Consider the following 16,754-nt stretch of genomic DNA (forward strand, 5'->3'; position numbering starts at 1 on the left):
GTGTCAGGGGCCACACCGGCCGGTCGTGTCCGCGCGGCGTTCCCGGTGCGCCGGGCCGGCCGGACGCGCGCGCCGGTCCCGGGTCCGCCCGGCCGCTCTAGGCCCGCTCGGCTCCCCGGGCGCGGGCGGGGTCCGCCGTCCCGGTGGAGGCGCCGAGCACCAGCCGGCGGGTGCCGCGCGCGGCGGCCGCGATCACCCGTTCGAGGGGCCCCTGCCCGAGCGTTCTCTGCCACAGCACGGCGAAGGCCGCGGCCGCGGCCACGTGCACCGCGAACCAGAGCAGGCGGTCGTCCTCGTGGGCCGCCGTGGCCAGCGCGAGCAGGTGGGCCGAGTACAGGGTCAGGGTGCGCCCGCCCATGGCGGCCGGCACGGTCCACAGCCGGTTCGGGCGGGCGAGGAGCAGGAAGAGCCCCAGCACGGCCAGGCCGGTGCCCAGGTCCATGAGCAGCGTCACCGGGGTGTTGCTGTGCGGGCCGGGGGTGAGCAGCCACCACCAGGTGGAGGTGGGCAGGTCGGGGCTCGGCCCCCAGACGATGATCTCGTCGATCTGGTCCTCGCTCAGCCACGGGGTGTGCTGCATCAGTCGGTCGTAGCCGCCGGCCTGCAGGACCAGCACCCAGTAGACGAACCACGCGCCGAGCGCGAGGACCGCACCGGTCACGGCGATCCGGACCCGCACCACGACCTCGTGCAGGTCGGTCCGGCCGAGGAGCAGGCCGGCGCAGAGGTAGGTCAGGTACGGCACGGCCGGGTAGGTCCCGGTCAGCAGCACCTGGGCCAGGGCGGCGCCGGGATCCGCGAGCACGCTGCCGAGGGTGGGGTTGGCGACCTCGGGCCGGGGCAGGGCGGGGCCCAGCACGTGCACCAGCACGGGGCCCAGGACCGCGGCGCCCGCGGCGGCGGCGGCCAGGGTGCGGCGCCGCAGGCCCAGCAGGGGAACGGCGAGCAGGAAGAACGCGCCGTAGTAGACCAGGATGCCCAGCGCGGGCGCCGGGGACGGCATGACCTGGTTGATCGCCAGTCCGACGGACGTGATGAGCAGCGCCCGGACCACCAGCCCGGCGCGGGTGGCGGCGAGGGCGCGGCCGCGGTGCGGGGTGCGCCCGCCCGAGGAGAACGCCAGGCTCAGCCCGGCCAGCAGCGCGAACAGCGCCGCGGCGCGCCCGCCGAACAGGCTCCACTGCAGGGTGGGCTCGAAGGTCTCGGGGTCGTGGACGGGCAGGATGTGGACCGCGATCATGCCGATCAGCGCCAGGCCGCGGGCGGCGTCCACGGCGATGAGGCGGGGCCTGCGGGCGGGCGCCGCACCGCTCGTGCGGGCCGCGCCGGTGGCGGGGGCTTCGGTCGTTCGGCTCAAGGGGGGTCTCCGGGGGCGGGGGAGCGCACGGGGGCGTGACCGCTGCCGGCGGGGACCGGCGGGTCGTGCACGAGGGCGTGCGCGGGGGGTGTGCGCAGGGGGCGCGTGGACGGGTCGGCTCGCGGGGCTCCGGGCGGCCGGGTGGGGCGCCCGGCCGGTCCCTGGGGCAGGAACGGTGCGGACGTCGGTGCCCCGGGGTGGGAAGCCCGGTGCGGCGTCGGTCCCGGATCCCCTCGGGCCTCCTCGACCCTAGGAGCAGGAACGGCTCCTGTCCACTTTCCGGGAGGGCGTTGTCGCAGGTCACAGAGGGATTTGTGTGGTGTTCACCGGAATCTTCCTGGACCTTCGCCGAGGTGGCTGGTTCGATGGGAGCAAGGCCCCGCCCGGCTGCGGCAGGCGCCGGCGCGGGGCCGCCGCAGCAGTTCTCCAGGAAGGATCCATGATGAGCAAGGCGCTGTCCCCGCAGTCGACCCGGTCGGCCGACCTCGTGCACGTCCCGCTCCTCCCGGAGCCCGCCGTGCCGCCGGCGCCCCCGGAGGGTCCGGCCGGGTCCGGCTCCGACCGTCCCGGCGGCGACCTCCGCTTCCAGCACGCCGGGCTGCTCCAGCGGGTCCTCACCGCCGCGGGGGAGGCCGAGGCCGCGGAGTGGGTGCTCGACCAGGCTCTCGAGGCCGCCGCCTCGGGCGAGGAGGTGGGCATCGGTCTCGACGTCGCTCCCCTCGACGGCGCCCTGGAGTCGGCGCGCTGGTCCCTGGACCGGGCGGTGGAGGCTCTGCACGCCGAGATCCGCACCGCGGCGCGGCACGGCGTCCCGCTCGCCCGCCTCTCCGAGGCGTCCGGCGCGGAGACCGCGGAGCTGCAGTCGGTGCTGCGGCACCCCGCGGACTCCCCGTCGGACCCCGGGCTCGGGCCCGGCGGGCTGGCCGCCGCGGTCTGAGCCGAGCGCCGCTCCCGCGGAGACCTCCCGCCCCCGATCCCTTTCCGCACGGCCGGCCCCGGCCGTGCGGAGCCGTCCGGGCCGCGACCCGTCCGGTCGACGTCCTGCCGTCCCCGACCCCGGGGTTACGAATGGGTAACTGATACCGGCAGTTCCTGTTTCTTCTGGCGTGTCTGCTCCCGTCCCGCGACCGGAGACCATAGGTTTCTTCCTGGGCGCGGCGGACGGTGATCTCCGTCACGTCGGGCCCGGAGCCCTGTGCTCCACGACGCGCGAGCCCCGTGCTCGCCCCGGCGTGGCCCCGTCCCCCTCGGACTGCGAACCCAGCACTCCCGGCGGGCCCATATCGACCATGGAGGAAACGATGAGAACGAAGCGGATCGCGGGCACGGCAGTGGTGCTCTCCGGAGCCCTGCTGCTCACCGCGTGCGGTGGGGGAGGCGGCGGCGAGGCCGGTGCCGACGGCGGCGACGGCGGCGGCACCTTCAGCGCGTACATCGGCGAGCCCGAGAACCCGCTGATCCCCGGCAACACCAGCGAGACCGAGGGCGGTCAGGTCGTCGACGCGCTGTGGACCGGTCTCGTCGAGTACGACCGCGAGAGCAACGAGGCCGTCTACACCGGCGTCGCGGAGTCCGTGGAGTCCGAGGACCAGAAGACGTGGACCGTCAGCCTCAAGGACGGCTGGACCTTCCACGACGGAACCCCGGTGACCGCGCAGAGCTACGTCGACACCTGGAACTACGTGGCCAACAGCACGAACGCCCAGGGCAACTCCTACTTCTTCGCCAACGTGGAGGGCTACGAGGACCTGCAGGCCGAGGAGGGCCAGGAGCCCGCCGGGACGGAGATGTCCGGGCTCGAGGTCGTCGACGACACCACGTTCCGGGTGACCCTCACCGAGCCCTACGCGCAGTTCCCCACGACCCTCGGCTACACGGCGTTCTTCCCGCTGCCGCAGGCGTTCTTCGACGACCCCGAGGGCTTCGGCGAGCAGCCGGTCGGCAACGGCCCCTTCAGGGCGGACGAGGCCTTCCAGGAGGGCCAGGGCATCACCCTGACCCGCTACGAGGAGTTCGGCGGCGAGGAGCCGGCCAAGGCCGCGGGCGTGGAGTTCCGCGTCTACACCGAGATCAACACCGCCTACAACGACCTGCAGGCCGGCTCCCTCGACGTGATCGACCAGATCCCGCCGGACGCCATCGCCTCCGCCGAGGACCAGTTCGGCGAGCGGTTCAAGACCACCCCGCGCGGCGACATCACCTCGCTGGGCTTCCCGACCTACGACGAGCGCTTCGCCGACCCGCAGGTCCGCCGGGCGTTCTCCATGGCGATCGACCGGCAGGCGATCACCGACGCGATCTTCCAGGGCTCCCGCACCCCGGCCGCGTCCTTCGTCTCCCCCGTGATCGACGGCCACCGCGAGGACGCCTGCGACGCCTGCGAGCTGAACGTCGAGGAGGCCAACCGCCTCCTCGAGGAGGCCGGCTTCGACAAGTCCGAGCCCGTGGACCTGTGGTTCAACGCCGGCGCCGGGCACGAGGAGTGGATGCAGGCCGTGGGCAACCAGCTGCGCGAGAACCTCGGGGTCGAGTACCAGCTGCGCGGCGACCTCCAGTTCGCCGAGTACCTGCCCAAGCAGGACGAGAAGGGCATGACCGGCCCGTTCCGCTCCGGCTGGATCATGGACTACCCGGTCATGGAGAACATGCTCGGCCCGACCTACTCCACCGCGGCGCTGCCGCCGGCCGGCTCGAACGTGACCTTCTACTCGAACGAGGAGTTCGACGCCAAGCTGCAGGAGGGCAACGCCGCCGACTCGATCGACGCGGCGATCCAGGCCTACCAGGAGGCCGAGGACCTGCTCCTGGCCGACATGCCGGCCGCCCCCCTGTTCTTCGGGCTGGTCCAGTACGCGCACTCGGAGAACGTCAGCGACGTGTACGTCAACAGCTTCGGGCGCGTCGAGGTCGAGGACGTCGTCGTCGGCTCGGAGTGACCCGGTGCTGAGCCCGGGGCGCCCCCGATCGGGGCGCCCCGGGCCCGTGCGTGCGACCGAGCGCTCCGACCGAGTGCTGTGACCGTGAACGAAGGAGACCCATGGGGCGGTACGTCATCCGCCGTCTGCTGCTGACCATCCCGGTGCTGCTGGGGGCATCCCTGCTCATCTTCTCGATGGTCTACGCGCTGCCCGGCGACCCCATCCGAGCCCTGGGCGGGGACCGCCCGCTCTCCGAGGCGGTGCAGGCGCAGCTGCGCGCCGAGTACAACCTCGACGACCCGCTGCTGATCCAGTACCTGAAATACCTCGCCGGGCTCGTGCAGGGCGACTTCGGCACCGACTTCTCCGGCCGGCCGGTGCTGGACACGATCCTGGACCGGCTGCCCGTGACCGCGCGCCTGGCCCTCGTGGCCGTGGCCTTCGAGATCCTCATCGGCATCGCGGCCGGTGTCCTGGCGGGACTGCGCCGGGGGTCGTTCTTCGACAACCTGGTGCTCGTCTCGACCACGGTGGTGGTCTCGATCCCCGTGTTCGTCCTCGGCTTCCTCGCCCAGTACGTCCTCGGCGTGCGGCTGGGCTGGTTCCCGATCGCGGGCATCTCCCAGGGCTGGTACAGCTACGTCCTGCCGGGCCTGGTGCTCGCGGCGCTCTCCCTGGCCTACGTGGCGCGGCTGACCCGCACGAGCCTCGCGGAGAACCTGCAGAGCGACTACGTGCGCACCGCCCGCGCCAAGGGCCTGAGCGAGGCCAGCGTGGTCGGCAAGCACACCCTGCGCAACAGCCTCATCCCCGTGATCACCTTCATCGGCGCCGACCTGGGCGCGCTGATGGGCGGGGCCATCGTCACCGAGTCGGTGTTCAACATCCCCGGCCTGGGCCGGGCGGTCTACGACGCGGTGCTGCGCCAGGAGGGCGCCGTCGTCGTCGGGATCGTGACCCTGTTCGTGTTCTTCTACATCTTCTTCAACCTGGTGGTCGACGTCCTCTACGCCGCCCTCGACCCGAGGATCCGCTATGAATGACCCCCGCACGGACGCCCTCGAGGAGCAGGCCCGCCCGGAGGGCCTGCACCGGGAGACCTACGCCGACCGGGTGGACGACCGCGCCGACGAGCTCGCCTCGGCGGCCGCGGCCGGGGACATCGAGCAGACCAGCCTGTGGCAGGACGCCTGGCGGCAGCTGCGCCGCAACCCGTTCTTCCTGGTCGGCGCGCTGCTGTTCCTGGTCTTCGCGACCATGGCGGTGGCCCCGGGGCTCTTCACCTCGACCGACCCGCGGGTCTGCGACCTCGCCCGCTCCGGCGACGGCCCGCAGCCCGGCGCCCCGTTCGGCTTCGACATCCAGGGCTGCGACTACTACGCCAACGTGGTGCACGGGGCCGGGGTGTCCCTGGCGATCGGCTTCCTCTCGGTCCTCGGCGTCCTCGCCATCGGCGTGGTGGTGGGCGCGCTGGCCGGCTACTACGGCGGGTGGATCGACTCGCTGCTGGCCCGCGTGACCGACATCTTCTACGGCCTGCCGCTGATCCTCGGCGCGATCATCCTGCTCTCCGTGCTGCCCGAGCGCGGGGTGCTCGAAGTCTCGCTCGCCCTGATCGCCTTCGGCTGGATGACCGCGATGCGCCTGGTGCGCTCCAACGTCATCGGGGTCAAGCAGTCCGACTACGTCCAGGCCGCCCGGGCCCTCGGGGCCCGCACCGGGCGGATCATCGTCCGGCACATCCTGCCCAACGCCGTGGCCCCCGTGCTCGTCTACGCCACGATCGCGGTCGGCACGATCATCGCCTCCGAGGCGACGCTGACCTTCCTGGGCGTGGGCCTGCAGCTGCCCGAGATCTCCTGGGGACTGCAGATCAACGCCGCCCAGAACCGGCTGCGGGACGCCCCGCACCTGATCCTGTTCCCCTCGCTCTTCCTGTCCCTGACCGTGCTCGCGTTCATCCTCATGGGAGACGCGCTGCGCGACGCCCTCGACCCGAAACTGCGCCGATGAACCCCTCGCACCCCGTTCCCGCCCCCGCCCCGGGGGCCGCCGCGGAGCCGCCCACCGCGCAGCCGCCCGTCCTCGAGGTCGAGGACCTCGCGGTCGAGTTCCGCTCCCGCCGCCGCACCGTCCGGGCCGTCAACGGCATCTCCTACGCCGTCCGCCCGGGGGAGACCCTCGCCATCGTCGGGGAGTCCGGCTCGGGCAAGTCCGTCTCCGCCCAGGCGGTCATGGGCATCCTCGACGTCCCCCCGGCGCGCATCACCCGCGGCGCCATCCGCTTCCGCGGCCAGGACCTGCTGACGATGACCCGCAAGGAGCAGCGGGCGGTGCGCGGGCCGGGCATCGCCATGGTCTTCCAGGACGCGCTTTCCGCCCTCAACCCCGTCTTCACGGTCGGCCACCAGATCGGGGAGCTGTTCCGCGTCCACCGCGGGGCCTCCCGCGCCGAGGCCCGGGAGAAGGCGGTCGAGCTCATGGAGCGGGTCGGCATCCCCGCGGCCCGCGAGCGCGTCGACGCCTTTCCGCACCAGTTCTCCGGCGGGATGCGCCAGCGCGTGATGATCGCGATGGCCATCGCCCTGGACCCCGACCTGCTCATCGCCGACGAGCCCACGACCGCGCTCGACGTCACCGTGCAGGCCCAGATCATGGACCTGCTCACCGAGCTGCAGGAGCAGACGGGGATGGGGATGATCCTCATCACCCACGACCTCGGGGTGGTCAACGAGGTCGCCGACCGGGTGGCCGTGATGTACGCCGGCAGCATCGTGGAGAACGGCACGGTCGACGAGGTGCTGGCCGCCCCGCTGCACCCCTACACCAAGGGGCTGATGGCCTCGATGCCGAGCCTCGAGTCCCAGGGCGAGCGGCTGCACCCGGTCACCGGCACCCCGCCCGACCTCTCGGCCATCCCCTCCGGGTGCGCCTTCCACCCGCGCTGCCCGATGGCCCGCTCCGGGCCCGCGGCCGTCCCCGGCGGGGACTGCGCCGGGGACGTCCCGGCGCTGCGCGAGATCGTCCCGGGCCGCACGGCGGCCTGCCACTACAGCGAGGAGCTCGCCCATGGCTGAGACGGCACCGGTCCCCGAGGGGACGACGACGGCGCAGGCGCCGCTGCTCGAGGTGCGCGGGCTGACCAAGCACTTCCCGCTCACGCAGGGGATCGTCCTGCGGCGCACCATCGGGCAGGTGCGGGCGGTCGAGGGCGTGGACCTCACCGTGGGCGCCGGCGAGACGCTGGGGCTGGTCGGCGAGTCCGGCTCGGGCAAGTCCACGGTCGCGAAGCTCGTGATGGCCCTCGAGCGGCCCACCGCCGGGCAGGTGCTCTACAAGGGCCGGGACGTCGCGGCGATGTCCGCCCGCGAGCTGCGCGAGTACCGGCGCAACGTGCAGATCATCTTCCAGGACCCGTACTCCTCGCTGAACCCGCGGATGACGGTGGGCGACATCGTGGCCGAGGCCTGGGACGTGCACCCCAACACCCTCGACCGGAAGGACCGCGGGGCGCGGGTGCGGGAGCTGCTCGAGCGCGTGGGGCTGCGCGCCGACTACGCCAACCGCTACCCGCACCAGTTCTCGGGCGGGCAGCGCCAGCGCATCGGGATCGCCCGCGCCCTGGCGCTGCGGCCCGAGCTGATCGTCTGCGACGAGCCCGTCTCCGCCCTCGACGTGTCCGTCCAGGCCCAGGTGATCAACCTGCTCCAGGACCTGCAGGACGAGTTCGGGCTGTCCTTCCTGTTCATCGCCCACGACCTCTCGGTCGTGCGCCACCTCAGCGACCGGGTCGCCGTGATGTACCTCGGCGGCGTGGTGGAGACCGGGGACCGGGACGCGATCTACGAGCGGGCCGCGCACCCGTACACGCAGGCCCTGCTCTCGGCGGTGCCGGTGCACGAGCCCGCGCTGCGCGGGTCGCGGGAGCGGATCATGCTCAGCGGCGACCTGCCCAGCCCGGCGGACCCGCCCTCGGGCTGCCGCTTCCGCACACGCTGCTGGAAGGCCCAGGACGTCTGCGCCGAGGAGGTCCCGGCACTCGTCGACCGGGGCCAGGGGCACCCCTCGGCCTGCCACTTCGCCGAGATCCGCGACCTGGCGGCCGGCACGGCCTGACCGGCCGCGGCACCCGGAGGGCCTCGTCCGCGGACAGCGGCCGGGGCCCTCGTCGTGGTCCTCCGCCGCCGCTGCCCGCCCGGACGGAAAGTTCTCCGCCCACCCTGTGCAGATTGTTCAACAATCACTACACTGGCAGGACAGTGACCGCGGCCACATCCAGGGTGGCCGGCGCCGGGCCCCGGTGCAGGTCGCCCCGTCCCGAGGAGACCGCATGTCCAGCTCCGCCCCCGTCCCGCCCGCCCCGGAGGGCCGCAGCGCGGTCGGCAGTCCCGCGGCGATGCGGGCCGTGAACCGCTCCGCCCTGCTCGGCGCCCTCTTCCTGATGGCCACCAGCGCCATCGGTCCCGGGTTCATCACCCAGACCGCGAACTTCACCGTCCGGCTGGGCGCCGCCTTCGCGTTCGCCATCGTCATCTCGATCGTCGTCGACATCGCCGTGCAGCTGAACGTCTGGCGGATCATCGGCGTCTCCGGGCTCAAGGCCCACGAGCTCGGCAACCGTGTGCTCCCGGGTCTCGGCTGGTTCATCGCCGCGCTGGTGGCCACCGGGGGGCTCGTCTTCAACGTGGGCAACACCGCCGGCGGCGGGCTCGGCCTGGACGCGCTGCTGGGCCTCGACCCCACCTGGGGAGGCCTCATCACGGCGCTGATCGCGGTGGGCGTGTTCGTCAGCAAGCGCGCCGGCGTGGCCCTGGACCGCATCGTGGTGGTCCTCGGCGTGCTCATGCTCATCGTGACCACCTATGTCGCGATCGTCTCGCGCCCCCCGGTGGGAGAGGCGCTGCGCAACGTGGTGCTGCCCGAGAACGTGGACTTCCTGGTCATCACGACCCTCATCGGCGGGACCGTGGGCGGGTACATCACCTACGCGGGGGCCCACCGCATCGTCGACGCCGGGATCACCGGGGTGGAGAGCGTCAAGCAGATCTCCCGCAGCTCCGTGGTGAGCATCGTGCTCACCGGCGTGATGCGCTTCCTGCTGTTCCTGGCGATCCTCGGCGTGGTGGCCGGCGGGGCCCAGCTCTCGGGCGAGAACCTGGCCGCCCAGGCGTTCCTCTCGGCCGCCGGCGAGGTCGGTCTGCGCCTGTTCGGCGTCATCCTGTGGGCGGCGTCCATCTCCTCGGTCATCGGCGCCGCCTACACCTCGGTGTCCTTCCTCACGACCTCGCGGACGGCGCCCCGCACCCGGAACCTGATGACCGTCGCGTTCATCGTGGTCTCGGCCACCGTGTTCGCCCTGCTCGGCCAGGCGCCCTCCACGCTGCTCATCGTGGCGGGAGCCGTGAACGGGCTCATCCTCCCGCTGGGCTTCGCGGTGCTGCTGTGGGTGGCCTGGCGGCGGCGGGACCTGCTGGGCGGCTACCGGTACCCCACCTGGCTCGCGCTGATCGGCACCGTGGTGTGGCTGCTCACCATCTACCTGGGATACCAGTCCCTCAGCGGCATCGCCGCGCTGTGGGCATGAGCGCCATGGGAGCGCCGGAGCGCCGGGAGCGTGCCGCCCTGGCCCCGGCCGCCGCCCGGGCGATGTTCCGCAGCGGCCTGGTCACGCCCACGTCGGGCTGGTGCGACGGCTTCGCGCAGGCGAACCTGATCGTGGTCCCGCAGGACTGGGCGTTCGATGTCCTGCTCTTCGCGCAGCGCAACCCCAAGCCGTGCCCGGTGCTGGGCGTGCTCGAGGCCGGCGAGGTGACCGGACCGCTGCTGGGCGGGGGCGACGTCCGCACTGACGTTTCGCGCTACACCGTCTACCGGGACGGCGCGGCGGCGGGCACCAGCACGGACCTCCTCGACGTGTGGCGGGAGGACCTGGTGACCTTCGCCCTCGGCTGCAGCTTCACCTTCGAGGCGGCGCTGCAGGAGGCCGGGATCCCGGTGGCCCACATCGACCAGGGCGTCAACGTCCCGATGTACCGCACGGACCGCCCGTGCGCACCCGCCGGGCGGCTGTCCGGGCCGCTGGTCGTGTCCATGCGGCCGGTCCCGGCGGACCGGGTGGCGGACGCCGTGCGCATCACCTCGCGCTATCCCGCGGTGCACGGAGCCCCCGTGCACGTCGGGGCCCCGCAGGAGCTGGGCATCCGCGACCTCGCCGCGCCGGACTACGGGGACGCCGTGGAGGTCCCGGCCGGGCACCTGCCCGTGTTCTGGGCCTGCGGCGTGACGCCCCAGGCGGCGGTGCTCGCGTCCGGGGTGCCCTTCGCCCTGGGGCACGCCCCGGGGCACATGCTGGTCACGGACGTTCCGAACTGGCAGTACCAGGTGCCCTGAGCGCGGCCGGCGCGGGACCTTCCAGGACGTCGAGCAGCTGCTGCCGGGAGGCCGCCAGGTAGTCGTGCATCTGCACGGCGGCCTCCTCGCGCCGGCCCTGCTCGAAGAGCTCGAGGATCCGTGCGTTGCGCTCGATGTACGGCTCGTGGAAGGACGGGTCCTGCCGCATGGAGTAGAACACGAGCCGCATCTCGGCGAGGGCCCGGGACATCAGCTCGTCCTGGCGCGCCGAGCCGGCCAGCTCCACCACGCCGCGGTGGAACCGCTGGTTCGCGTCGGCCATGCCCTGGACGTCCTGCCGGCGGCGGGCGGTCCGGCCGTCCTCGACGGCGGCGTGCAGGCCCGGCTGCGGGGCGGGCTCGGACCAGCGCAGCGCCGAGGTCTCCAGCGCGAGCCGCACCCGGTGGATCTCCCGCACGTCGTCCGCGCCGGGCCGGGCCACCGACACCCCGCGGTTGGGCACCCGGACCAGCAGGTTCTCCCCGACCAGAATCGTGAACGCCTCGCGCAGGGTGTTGCGGGAGACCCGCAGCGCCTCGCTGACCCGGGCCTCCGAGAGCCTGGTCCCGGGCGGCAGCCGGCCGGCCACGACGCCCTGGCGCAGGACGTCCACGGCCCACGGGATGGCCTCCGCCTGCGGCGCGGGCCCGGCCTGCGCGACGGCCGTCATCAGGAACTCGTTCTCCACGGTGTTCATCAGTCCACCATCCTGGCATCCCGCGGGGCCCGGCCGCGCAGCGGCACCCTGGTGGTGGACCCGGACCGTCCTCTAGGCTTCCAGCACATCCGTCCCGAACCCTGGAGGCCCCGATGCAGAAGACCCGCGCAGCACTGGCCGCAGCCGCCGTCCTGACCGTGACCGCGTGCGGGGGAGGGGACTCCGGCGGAGGCGCGGCCGGGGACGGCGAGCTGACCACGGTCAGCATCGGCGTCATCGCGAGCACCGACGTGGCACCGCTCTACCTGGGGATCGAGCAGGGCTTCTTCGAGGAGGAGGGGCTGGAGCTCGACATCACCCAGGCCCAGGGCGGGGCGGCCATCGTGCCGTCCGTGGTCAGCGGGGAGCTGGACTTCGGCTTCAGCAACGTGACGTCGCTGATCGTGGCCCGCTCCCAGGGGCTGCCGCTGCAGATCGTCGCCAACGCCAACAACTCCACCGGCGTCCAGGGCGAGGACTTCGCCGACGTCCTGGTGCGCGGGGACAGCGACATCCAGGACGCAGCGGACCTGGAGGGCCGGACCGTCGGCGTGAACACCCTGAACAACATCAGCGACACCACCATCCGCGCCGCCATCGAGGCGCAGGGCGGGGATCCCGGGAACGTCGAGTTCGTCGAGATCCCGCTGCCCGACATGCCGGCGGCCCTGGACCGGGGCGAGGTGGACGCGATCGGGTCGATCGAGCCCTTCCGGACCATCGCCCTGCAGGACGGGGCGCGCTCGGCCGTCTCCAACTACGCCTTCCCCATCGAGAACCTGACGGTGGCCGTGTACTTCACCACGGACGACGTGGTCGCCGAGGAGCCGGAGAAGGTGGAGTCGTTCCGGACGGCCATCGAGAGGTCCCTCGAGTACGCGCAGGAGAACCCCGACGAGGTGCGCGCCGTCCTGCCCAGCTACACGCAGCTCGACGAGGAGCTGATCGACCAGCTCGTCCTGCCGTCCTACCCCACCGAGGTGAACCGGCAGTCCGTGCAGGAGCTTGCGGACCTCGCCGTGCAGCACGGCCTCATCGAGGAGGCGCCCGACCTGGACGAGCTGCTGCCCGAGTGACCGGCATCCGGAGGCGCGGCGGCCGGGCCCGCTCAGGACAGCCGGGCGAGCACCTGGTCGGCCTGCACCGCGTCCCCGGGGCCCACCACGAGCTCGCGGACCGTCCCGGCCCGCGGGGCGGACACCCGGGTCTCGGTCTTCATGGCCTCCAGCACGGCCACGTCCTGGCCCGCGGCCACCTCGTCCTGCTCGGACACCAGCCATGAGACGAGCGTGCCCGCGAAGGGCGCGGTGACGGCGCCGTCGTCGGCGGGCTCCGCCCCGGCGGGGGGCGCGTCCGCCGCCGGCGCGGAGCCCAGGGCCGCGGCGAGGGCGTCGGGGATCCCGATGCGCAGGCGCCGCCCGTCCACGTCCACGGTGAAGCGGGTGCGGCCCTGCTCGTCCGCGCGGGCGTACCCGGCGTCCGGGGCCAGCCGGTCGGCGAACTCCTCCTCGATCCACGTGGTCCACACCCCGAGCTCGTCGTCCCCGGCGAAGGCGGGGGCGTCCAGCACGGCGCGGTGGAACGGGACCGTGGTGGCCACGCCGTGCACCTGCAGCTCGCGCAGGGCGGTGCGGGCGCGCACGAGCGCCTGCGTGCGGTCGGGGGCGCTGACCACGAGCTTGAGCAGGAGCGAGTCGAAGGTCGTGGCCACCCGGGTGCCGCGGCGCACCCCCGAGTCGACGCGCACGCCCGGGCCGGTGGGGGTGTCGACGGCCTCGACCGTGCCGCCGGAGGGCAGGAAGCCGCGGCCGGGGTCCTCGGCGTTGATCCGGAACTCGAACGCGTGCCCGCGGGCGGCCGGGGTCTCGAGCACCGGCAGGGGGTCGCCCGCGGCCACGCTCAGCTGGGCGCGGACCAGGTCCACGCCGTAGACCTCCTCGGTGATCGGGTGCTCCACCTGCAGCCGGGTGTTGACCTCCAGGAAGGAGATCAGCCCGTCCGGGGCCACGAGGAACTCGGCCGTGCCCACCCCCACGTAGCCGGCCTCCCGGAAGATGCCCTCCGCGGCAGCGGCGATCCGCTCGCGCTGGTCGTCCGTGAGGAAGGGCGCGGGGGCCTCCTCGACGAGCTTCTGGTGGCGGCGCTGCAGGGAGCAGTCCCGGGTCCCCAGCACGACGACGTGGCCGTGGGCGTCGGCCACGACCTGGGCCTCCACGTGCCGCGGGCGGTCCAGGAAGCGCTCCACGAAGCACTCGCCCCGGCCGAACGCGCTCTGCGCCTCGCGGGCGGCGGAGCGGAAGGCGTCCTCGACCTGGTCGAGCTCCCGGACCACGCGCATGCCGCGGCCCCCGCCGCCGTGGGCGGCCTTCACGATCACGGGCAGGCCGTGCTCCTGCGCGAAGGCGCGGGCCTCCTCCGGGGACTCGACCGGCCCGTCGCTGCCGGGCACGAGCGGGGCGCCGGCCCGCCGGGCGATCTCGCGGGCGGCGACCTTGTCCCCCAGCAGCACGATGGTCTCCGGGGAGGGACCGATCCAGGTGAGGCCGGCCTCGATCACCGCCCGGGCGAAGCCGGCGTTCTCGGAGAGGAACCCGTAGCCCGGGTGCACGGCGTCGGCGCCGCACCGGAGCGCGATCGCCAGGACCTCGTCCCCGTCCAGATAGGTCTCGGTGGCCGAGGTGCCCTCCAGGGCGTACGCCTCGTCGGCCAGGGCGACGTGCGGGGCGTCGGCGTCGGGGTCGGCGTAGACGGCCACGGACTCGAGGCCGGCCTCGGCGCAGGCGTGGACGACGCGGACGGCGATCTCCCCGCGGTTGGCGATCAGGATCTTGCGCACGGTGCTACTCCTGGGAGGTGTCGGTGGAGAGGTCGGTGGAGTTCTCGGTGCTGGTGCCGGGCGGCCCGGCGGTCCCGGCGGGGTCCTCAGGGGACGGCGCGCCCAGCTCGGGTGCCGGGACCCGCACGAAGCGCAGGCGGTCGCCCGGGCGCAGCTGGGCGAGCACGGGCAGGTCCTCCGGGTGCACCACGCCGAGCACGGGGTAGCCGCCGGTGGTGGGCGCGTCCTGCAGCAGGACGACCGGCAGGCCCGAGGGCGGGACCTGGACGCAGCCGGGGACGGTCCCCTCGCTGGGCAGCTCGTCCGTGCGCTCCCGCGCCAGCGGCTCGCCCTCCAGCCGGGCGCCCACGCGGTCGGCGGAGGCGGCGAGCTCCCACGCCTGCGCGAAGAACGACGCCACGGCGGCGGGCGTGAACCAGTCGTCGCGGGGACCCGGGACCACGCGGACCGAGGACACCTCGGGCGGGTCGGGCACCGGCTCCGGGGGCCGGACGGCCGTGCCCGGGTCCGGTCCCACCGGCAGGGCGTCGCCGGCGGCGAGCGGATCCGGGCCCAGCCCCGCGAGGGTGTCCGCGGAGCGGCTGCCCAGCACCGGCGGGACCGCGAGGCCGCCCCGGACGCCCACGTAGACCCGCGCCCCGGCCGTCACGGCGCCGACGGCCAGCCGCTCGCCGTCGCGCAGGGCGAAGGGGGCGCCGAGCGAGGGGCGCCACGGGGCCGGGCCCGTCACCGTCAGCGCCGCCCGCGCGCCGGTGACCGCCAGGACGTGCTCGCCGTGGGCGGTCAGCTCGAGCCCGCCCAGCAGGTTCTCCAGCACCGCCGCTCCCGGGCCGTTGCCCACGAGCCGGTTGGCCGAGGCGGCGGCGGCGGGATCGAGCGCGCCGGAGGGGGAGACGCCCAGCGCGGCGGAGCCCGCGCGGCCGCGGTCCTCGACCAGCGTCTGCAGCCCGGGGGACCCGACCGCCAGGTGCGGCCCCCGCACGGGCGCGGGCTCGGCGGCGCCCGGGGTGATCTCCGCGAGCTCGCGCACGGGCCGGTAGCGCACCCGGTCCCCGGGGCGCAGCAGGGCCGGGTCGTCGCGGTCGAGGTCGAACATCCGCGCCGCCGTGCGCCCGATGAGCTGCCAGCCGCCGGGGGAGCTGCGGGGGTAGACCGCGGAGAACCGGCCGGCCAGGGCCACCGACCCGGTGGGGACGGCGGTGCGCGGGGTGTCCCGGCGCGGGACGTCGAGGCCGTCCTCGGCGTCGCCCACGCAGTAGAAGAAGCCGGGGGCGAAGCCGGCGAAGGCCGCGGTCCACGTCTGCTCCGAGTGGGCCCGGACCACCCCGTCCGCGCCGAGGCCCGTGAGCTCGCCGACCGCCGCGAGGTCCTCGCCGTCGTAGACGACGTCGACGGTCACGGTGCGGGCCTCACCGGTCCCGGCGCTGCCGCGGGGGACGGCGCGGGCGGCGCGGACGATGCCCTCCAGGGCGGCGGTGGTGCTCGCCCGCACCACCACGGTCCGCGCGCCGGCCACGCAGTCCACGAGCCCGGGCAGGTCCGTGCCGGCGAGACGGGCGTGCACGGCCACGGCGTCGTGCAGGTCGGCGCACTCGACCAGCGCCGCGCGCGGGCCGAGCGGCCGGACCCCGCGGGGCCCGGCGGCCGGGGCGCTCACAGGAAGCTGCCGACCCGCAGGCCGGCCTCCTCGAGGGCGCGGCGCACGCGCTCGGCGATGGCCAGCGCGCCCGGGGTGTCCCCGTGCACGCAGATGCTCTGGGCGTCCACCGCCACGAGGGAGCCGTCGACGGCCTCGACGACGCCCTCGACGGCCATCCGCACCACGCGGGCGGCGATCGCCTCGGGGTCGTGCAGCACGGCGCCGGCCTCGGTGCGGGGCACGAGCGTGGCCTGCGGCGTGTAGCCGCGGTCCGCGAAGGCCTCGCGGACCGTGCGCAGCCCGGCCGCCCGCGCCTGCCGCTCGATCTCGGAGCCGGGCAGCACCAGCAGCGGCAGGGCGTCGTCGACGTCGCGCACGGCGTCCACGACGGCGCCCGCGTGCTCCTCGTGGTGGACGATCGCGTTGTACAGGGCGCCGTGGGGCTTGACGTAGCTCACCCGGGTGCCCGAGGCGCGGGCCAGGGCCTGGAGGGCGCCGATCTGGTAGACCACCTGGTCGCTCAGCTCCGCCCGGGGCACGGCGATGAAGCGGCGGCCGAAGCCCTTCAGGTCGTCGTAGGAGACCTGGGCGCCCACGGCCACGCCCTGCTCCGCGGCCACGGTGCAGGTCCGGCGGGCGACCGTGGGGTCCCCCGCGTGGAAGCCGCAGGCCACGTTGGCGCTGCTGACCACGTGCAGGACGGCCTCGTCGCCGTCCATGGCCCAGGCGCTGAGCGACTCGCCGCAGTCCGCGTTGAGATCGATGTCGGAGGGGGACATGCTGTGCTCCTTGTCACGTCGGTTCCTCCAGCATGCCTGGTCCGTCAAGATTGTTCAACAATATTTGCCGACGGGATCCGGCTCGGCGTCGGGTTCCGTCCGGATCGGTGGACGCCCGGTGCCGCCCATCGTATGTTG

General features: G+C 74.1%; 14 protein-coding genes. 9 read left to right on the forward strand and 5 right to left on the reverse strand.

The genetic code is table 11. The features are described 5' to 3' along the window. Positions 1 to 97: 97 nt before the first annotated feature. Entirely contained in the window at positions 98 to 1,357 is a 1,260-nt protein-coding gene (locus RCG67_RS13150) for a heparan-alpha-glucosaminide N-acetyltransferase domain-containing protein (RefSeq protein WP_368826852.1), read from the reverse strand. 442 nt (positions 1,358 to 1,799) lie between these two features. Between RCG67_RS13150 and RCG67_RS13155 the strand changes: the two genes are divergently transcribed. From RCG67_RS13155 to RCG67_RS13190, 8 genes are all read left to right on the forward strand, one after another. Then, positions 1,800 to 2,294, forward strand: a complete 495-nt coding sequence (locus tag RCG67_RS13155; protein ID WP_368826854.1) for a hypothetical protein — start codon at positions 1,800 to 1,802, stop codon at positions 2,292 to 2,294. Between the two features lie 364 nt (positions 2,295 to 2,658). Beyond that, positions 2,659 to 4,293, forward strand: a complete 1,635-nt coding sequence (locus RCG67_RS13160; RefSeq protein WP_368826856.1) for a peptide ABC transporter substrate-binding protein — start codon at positions 2,659 to 2,661, stop codon at positions 4,291 to 4,293. 101 nt (positions 4,294 to 4,394) lie between these two features. Beyond that, positions 4,395 to 5,318 (forward strand): ABC transporter permease, encoded by a 924-nt coding sequence (locus tag RCG67_RS13165; protein ID WP_058873033.1) that lies wholly within the window; start codon positions 4,395 to 4,397, stop codon positions 5,316 to 5,318. Next, positions 5,311 to 6,288 (forward strand): ABC transporter permease, encoded by a 978-nt coding sequence (locus RCG67_RS13170; protein ID WP_368826859.1) that lies wholly within the window; start codon positions 5,311 to 5,313, stop codon positions 6,286 to 6,288. The genes RCG67_RS13165 and RCG67_RS13170 overlap by 8 nt, the downstream gene beginning before the upstream one ends. After that, positions 6,285 to 7,352 carry an ABC transporter ATP-binding protein gene (locus tag RCG67_RS13175; RefSeq protein ID WP_368826861.1) on the forward strand — a complete coding sequence of 356 codons (1,068 nt, stop codon included), beginning with the start codon at positions 6,285 to 6,287 and terminating at the stop codon, positions 7,350 to 7,352. Before RCG67_RS13170 ends, RCG67_RS13175 begins: the two co-directional genes overlap by 4 nt. Further along, positions 7,345 to 8,391, forward strand: coding sequence for an ABC transporter ATP-binding protein (locus tag RCG67_RS13180; RefSeq protein WP_368826863.1), 1,047 nt, complete (start codon positions 7,345 to 7,347; stop codon positions 8,389 to 8,391). Before RCG67_RS13175 ends, RCG67_RS13180 begins: the two co-directional genes overlap by 8 nt. 214 nt (positions 8,392 to 8,605) lie before the next feature. Further along, positions 8,606 to 9,859, forward strand: a complete 1,254-nt coding sequence (locus RCG67_RS13185) for an NRAMP family divalent metal transporter (protein WP_438612670.1) — start codon at positions 8,606 to 8,608, stop codon at positions 9,857 to 9,859. Then, positions 9,856 to 10,665, forward strand: coding sequence for a putative hydro-lyase (locus RCG67_RS13190; RefSeq protein ID WP_368826865.1), 810 nt, complete (start codon positions 9,856 to 9,858; stop codon positions 10,663 to 10,665). The genes RCG67_RS13185 and RCG67_RS13190 overlap by 4 nt, the downstream gene beginning before the upstream one ends. On the opposite strand, the gene RCG67_RS13195 is transcribed toward RCG67_RS13190, so the two are convergent. Beyond that, entirely contained in the window at positions 10,628 to 11,362 is a 735-nt protein-coding gene (locus RCG67_RS13195) for a GntR family transcriptional regulator (protein ID WP_368826867.1), read from the reverse strand. The two genes, RCG67_RS13190 and RCG67_RS13195, sit on opposite strands and share 38 nt — an antisense overlap. Before the next feature lie 113 nt (positions 11,363 to 11,475). Here RCG67_RS13195 and RCG67_RS13200 point away from each other — a divergent pair, with 113 nt between their 5' ends. Continuing rightward, positions 11,476 to 12,438 (forward strand): ABC transporter substrate-binding protein, encoded by a 963-nt coding sequence (locus RCG67_RS13200; protein WP_368826869.1) that lies wholly within the window; start codon positions 11,476 to 11,478, stop codon positions 12,436 to 12,438. A gap of 32 nt (positions 12,439 to 12,470) precedes the next feature. On the opposite strand, the gene RCG67_RS13205 is transcribed toward RCG67_RS13200, so the two are convergent. From RCG67_RS13205 to RCG67_RS13215, 3 genes are read right to left on the reverse strand one after another with little or no spacing between them, the layout of a single operon-like run. After that, positions 12,471 to 14,198 carry an acetyl/propionyl/methylcrotonyl-CoA carboxylase subunit alpha gene (locus tag RCG67_RS13205; RefSeq protein ID WP_368826871.1) on the reverse strand — a complete coding sequence of 576 codons (1,728 nt, stop codon included), beginning with the start codon at positions 14,196 to 14,198 and terminating at the stop codon, positions 12,471 to 12,473. 4 nt (positions 14,199 to 14,202) lie between these two features. Then, the gene (locus RCG67_RS13210; RefSeq protein WP_368826873.1) at positions 14,203 to 15,855 is read right to left on the reverse strand and encodes a 5-oxoprolinase subunit B/C family protein; all 1,653 of its coding nucleotides are present in this window, start codon (positions 15,853 to 15,855) and stop codon (positions 14,203 to 14,205) included. Continuing rightward, complete coding sequence (locus tag RCG67_RS13215) at positions 15,852 to 16,616, reverse strand: LamB/YcsF family protein (RefSeq protein WP_368826875.1); 765 nt, start codon at positions 16,614 to 16,616, stop codon at positions 15,852 to 15,854. Before RCG67_RS13215 ends, RCG67_RS13210 begins: the two co-directional genes overlap by 4 nt. Positions 16,617 to 16,754 lie beyond the last annotated feature (138 nt).

The sequence above is a fragment of the Kocuria cellulosilytica genome (genome assembly GCF_040981245.1).
Taxonomy (GTDB): Bacteria; Actinomycetota; Actinomycetes; order Actinomycetales; family Micrococcaceae; genus Kocuria; species Kocuria cellulosilytica.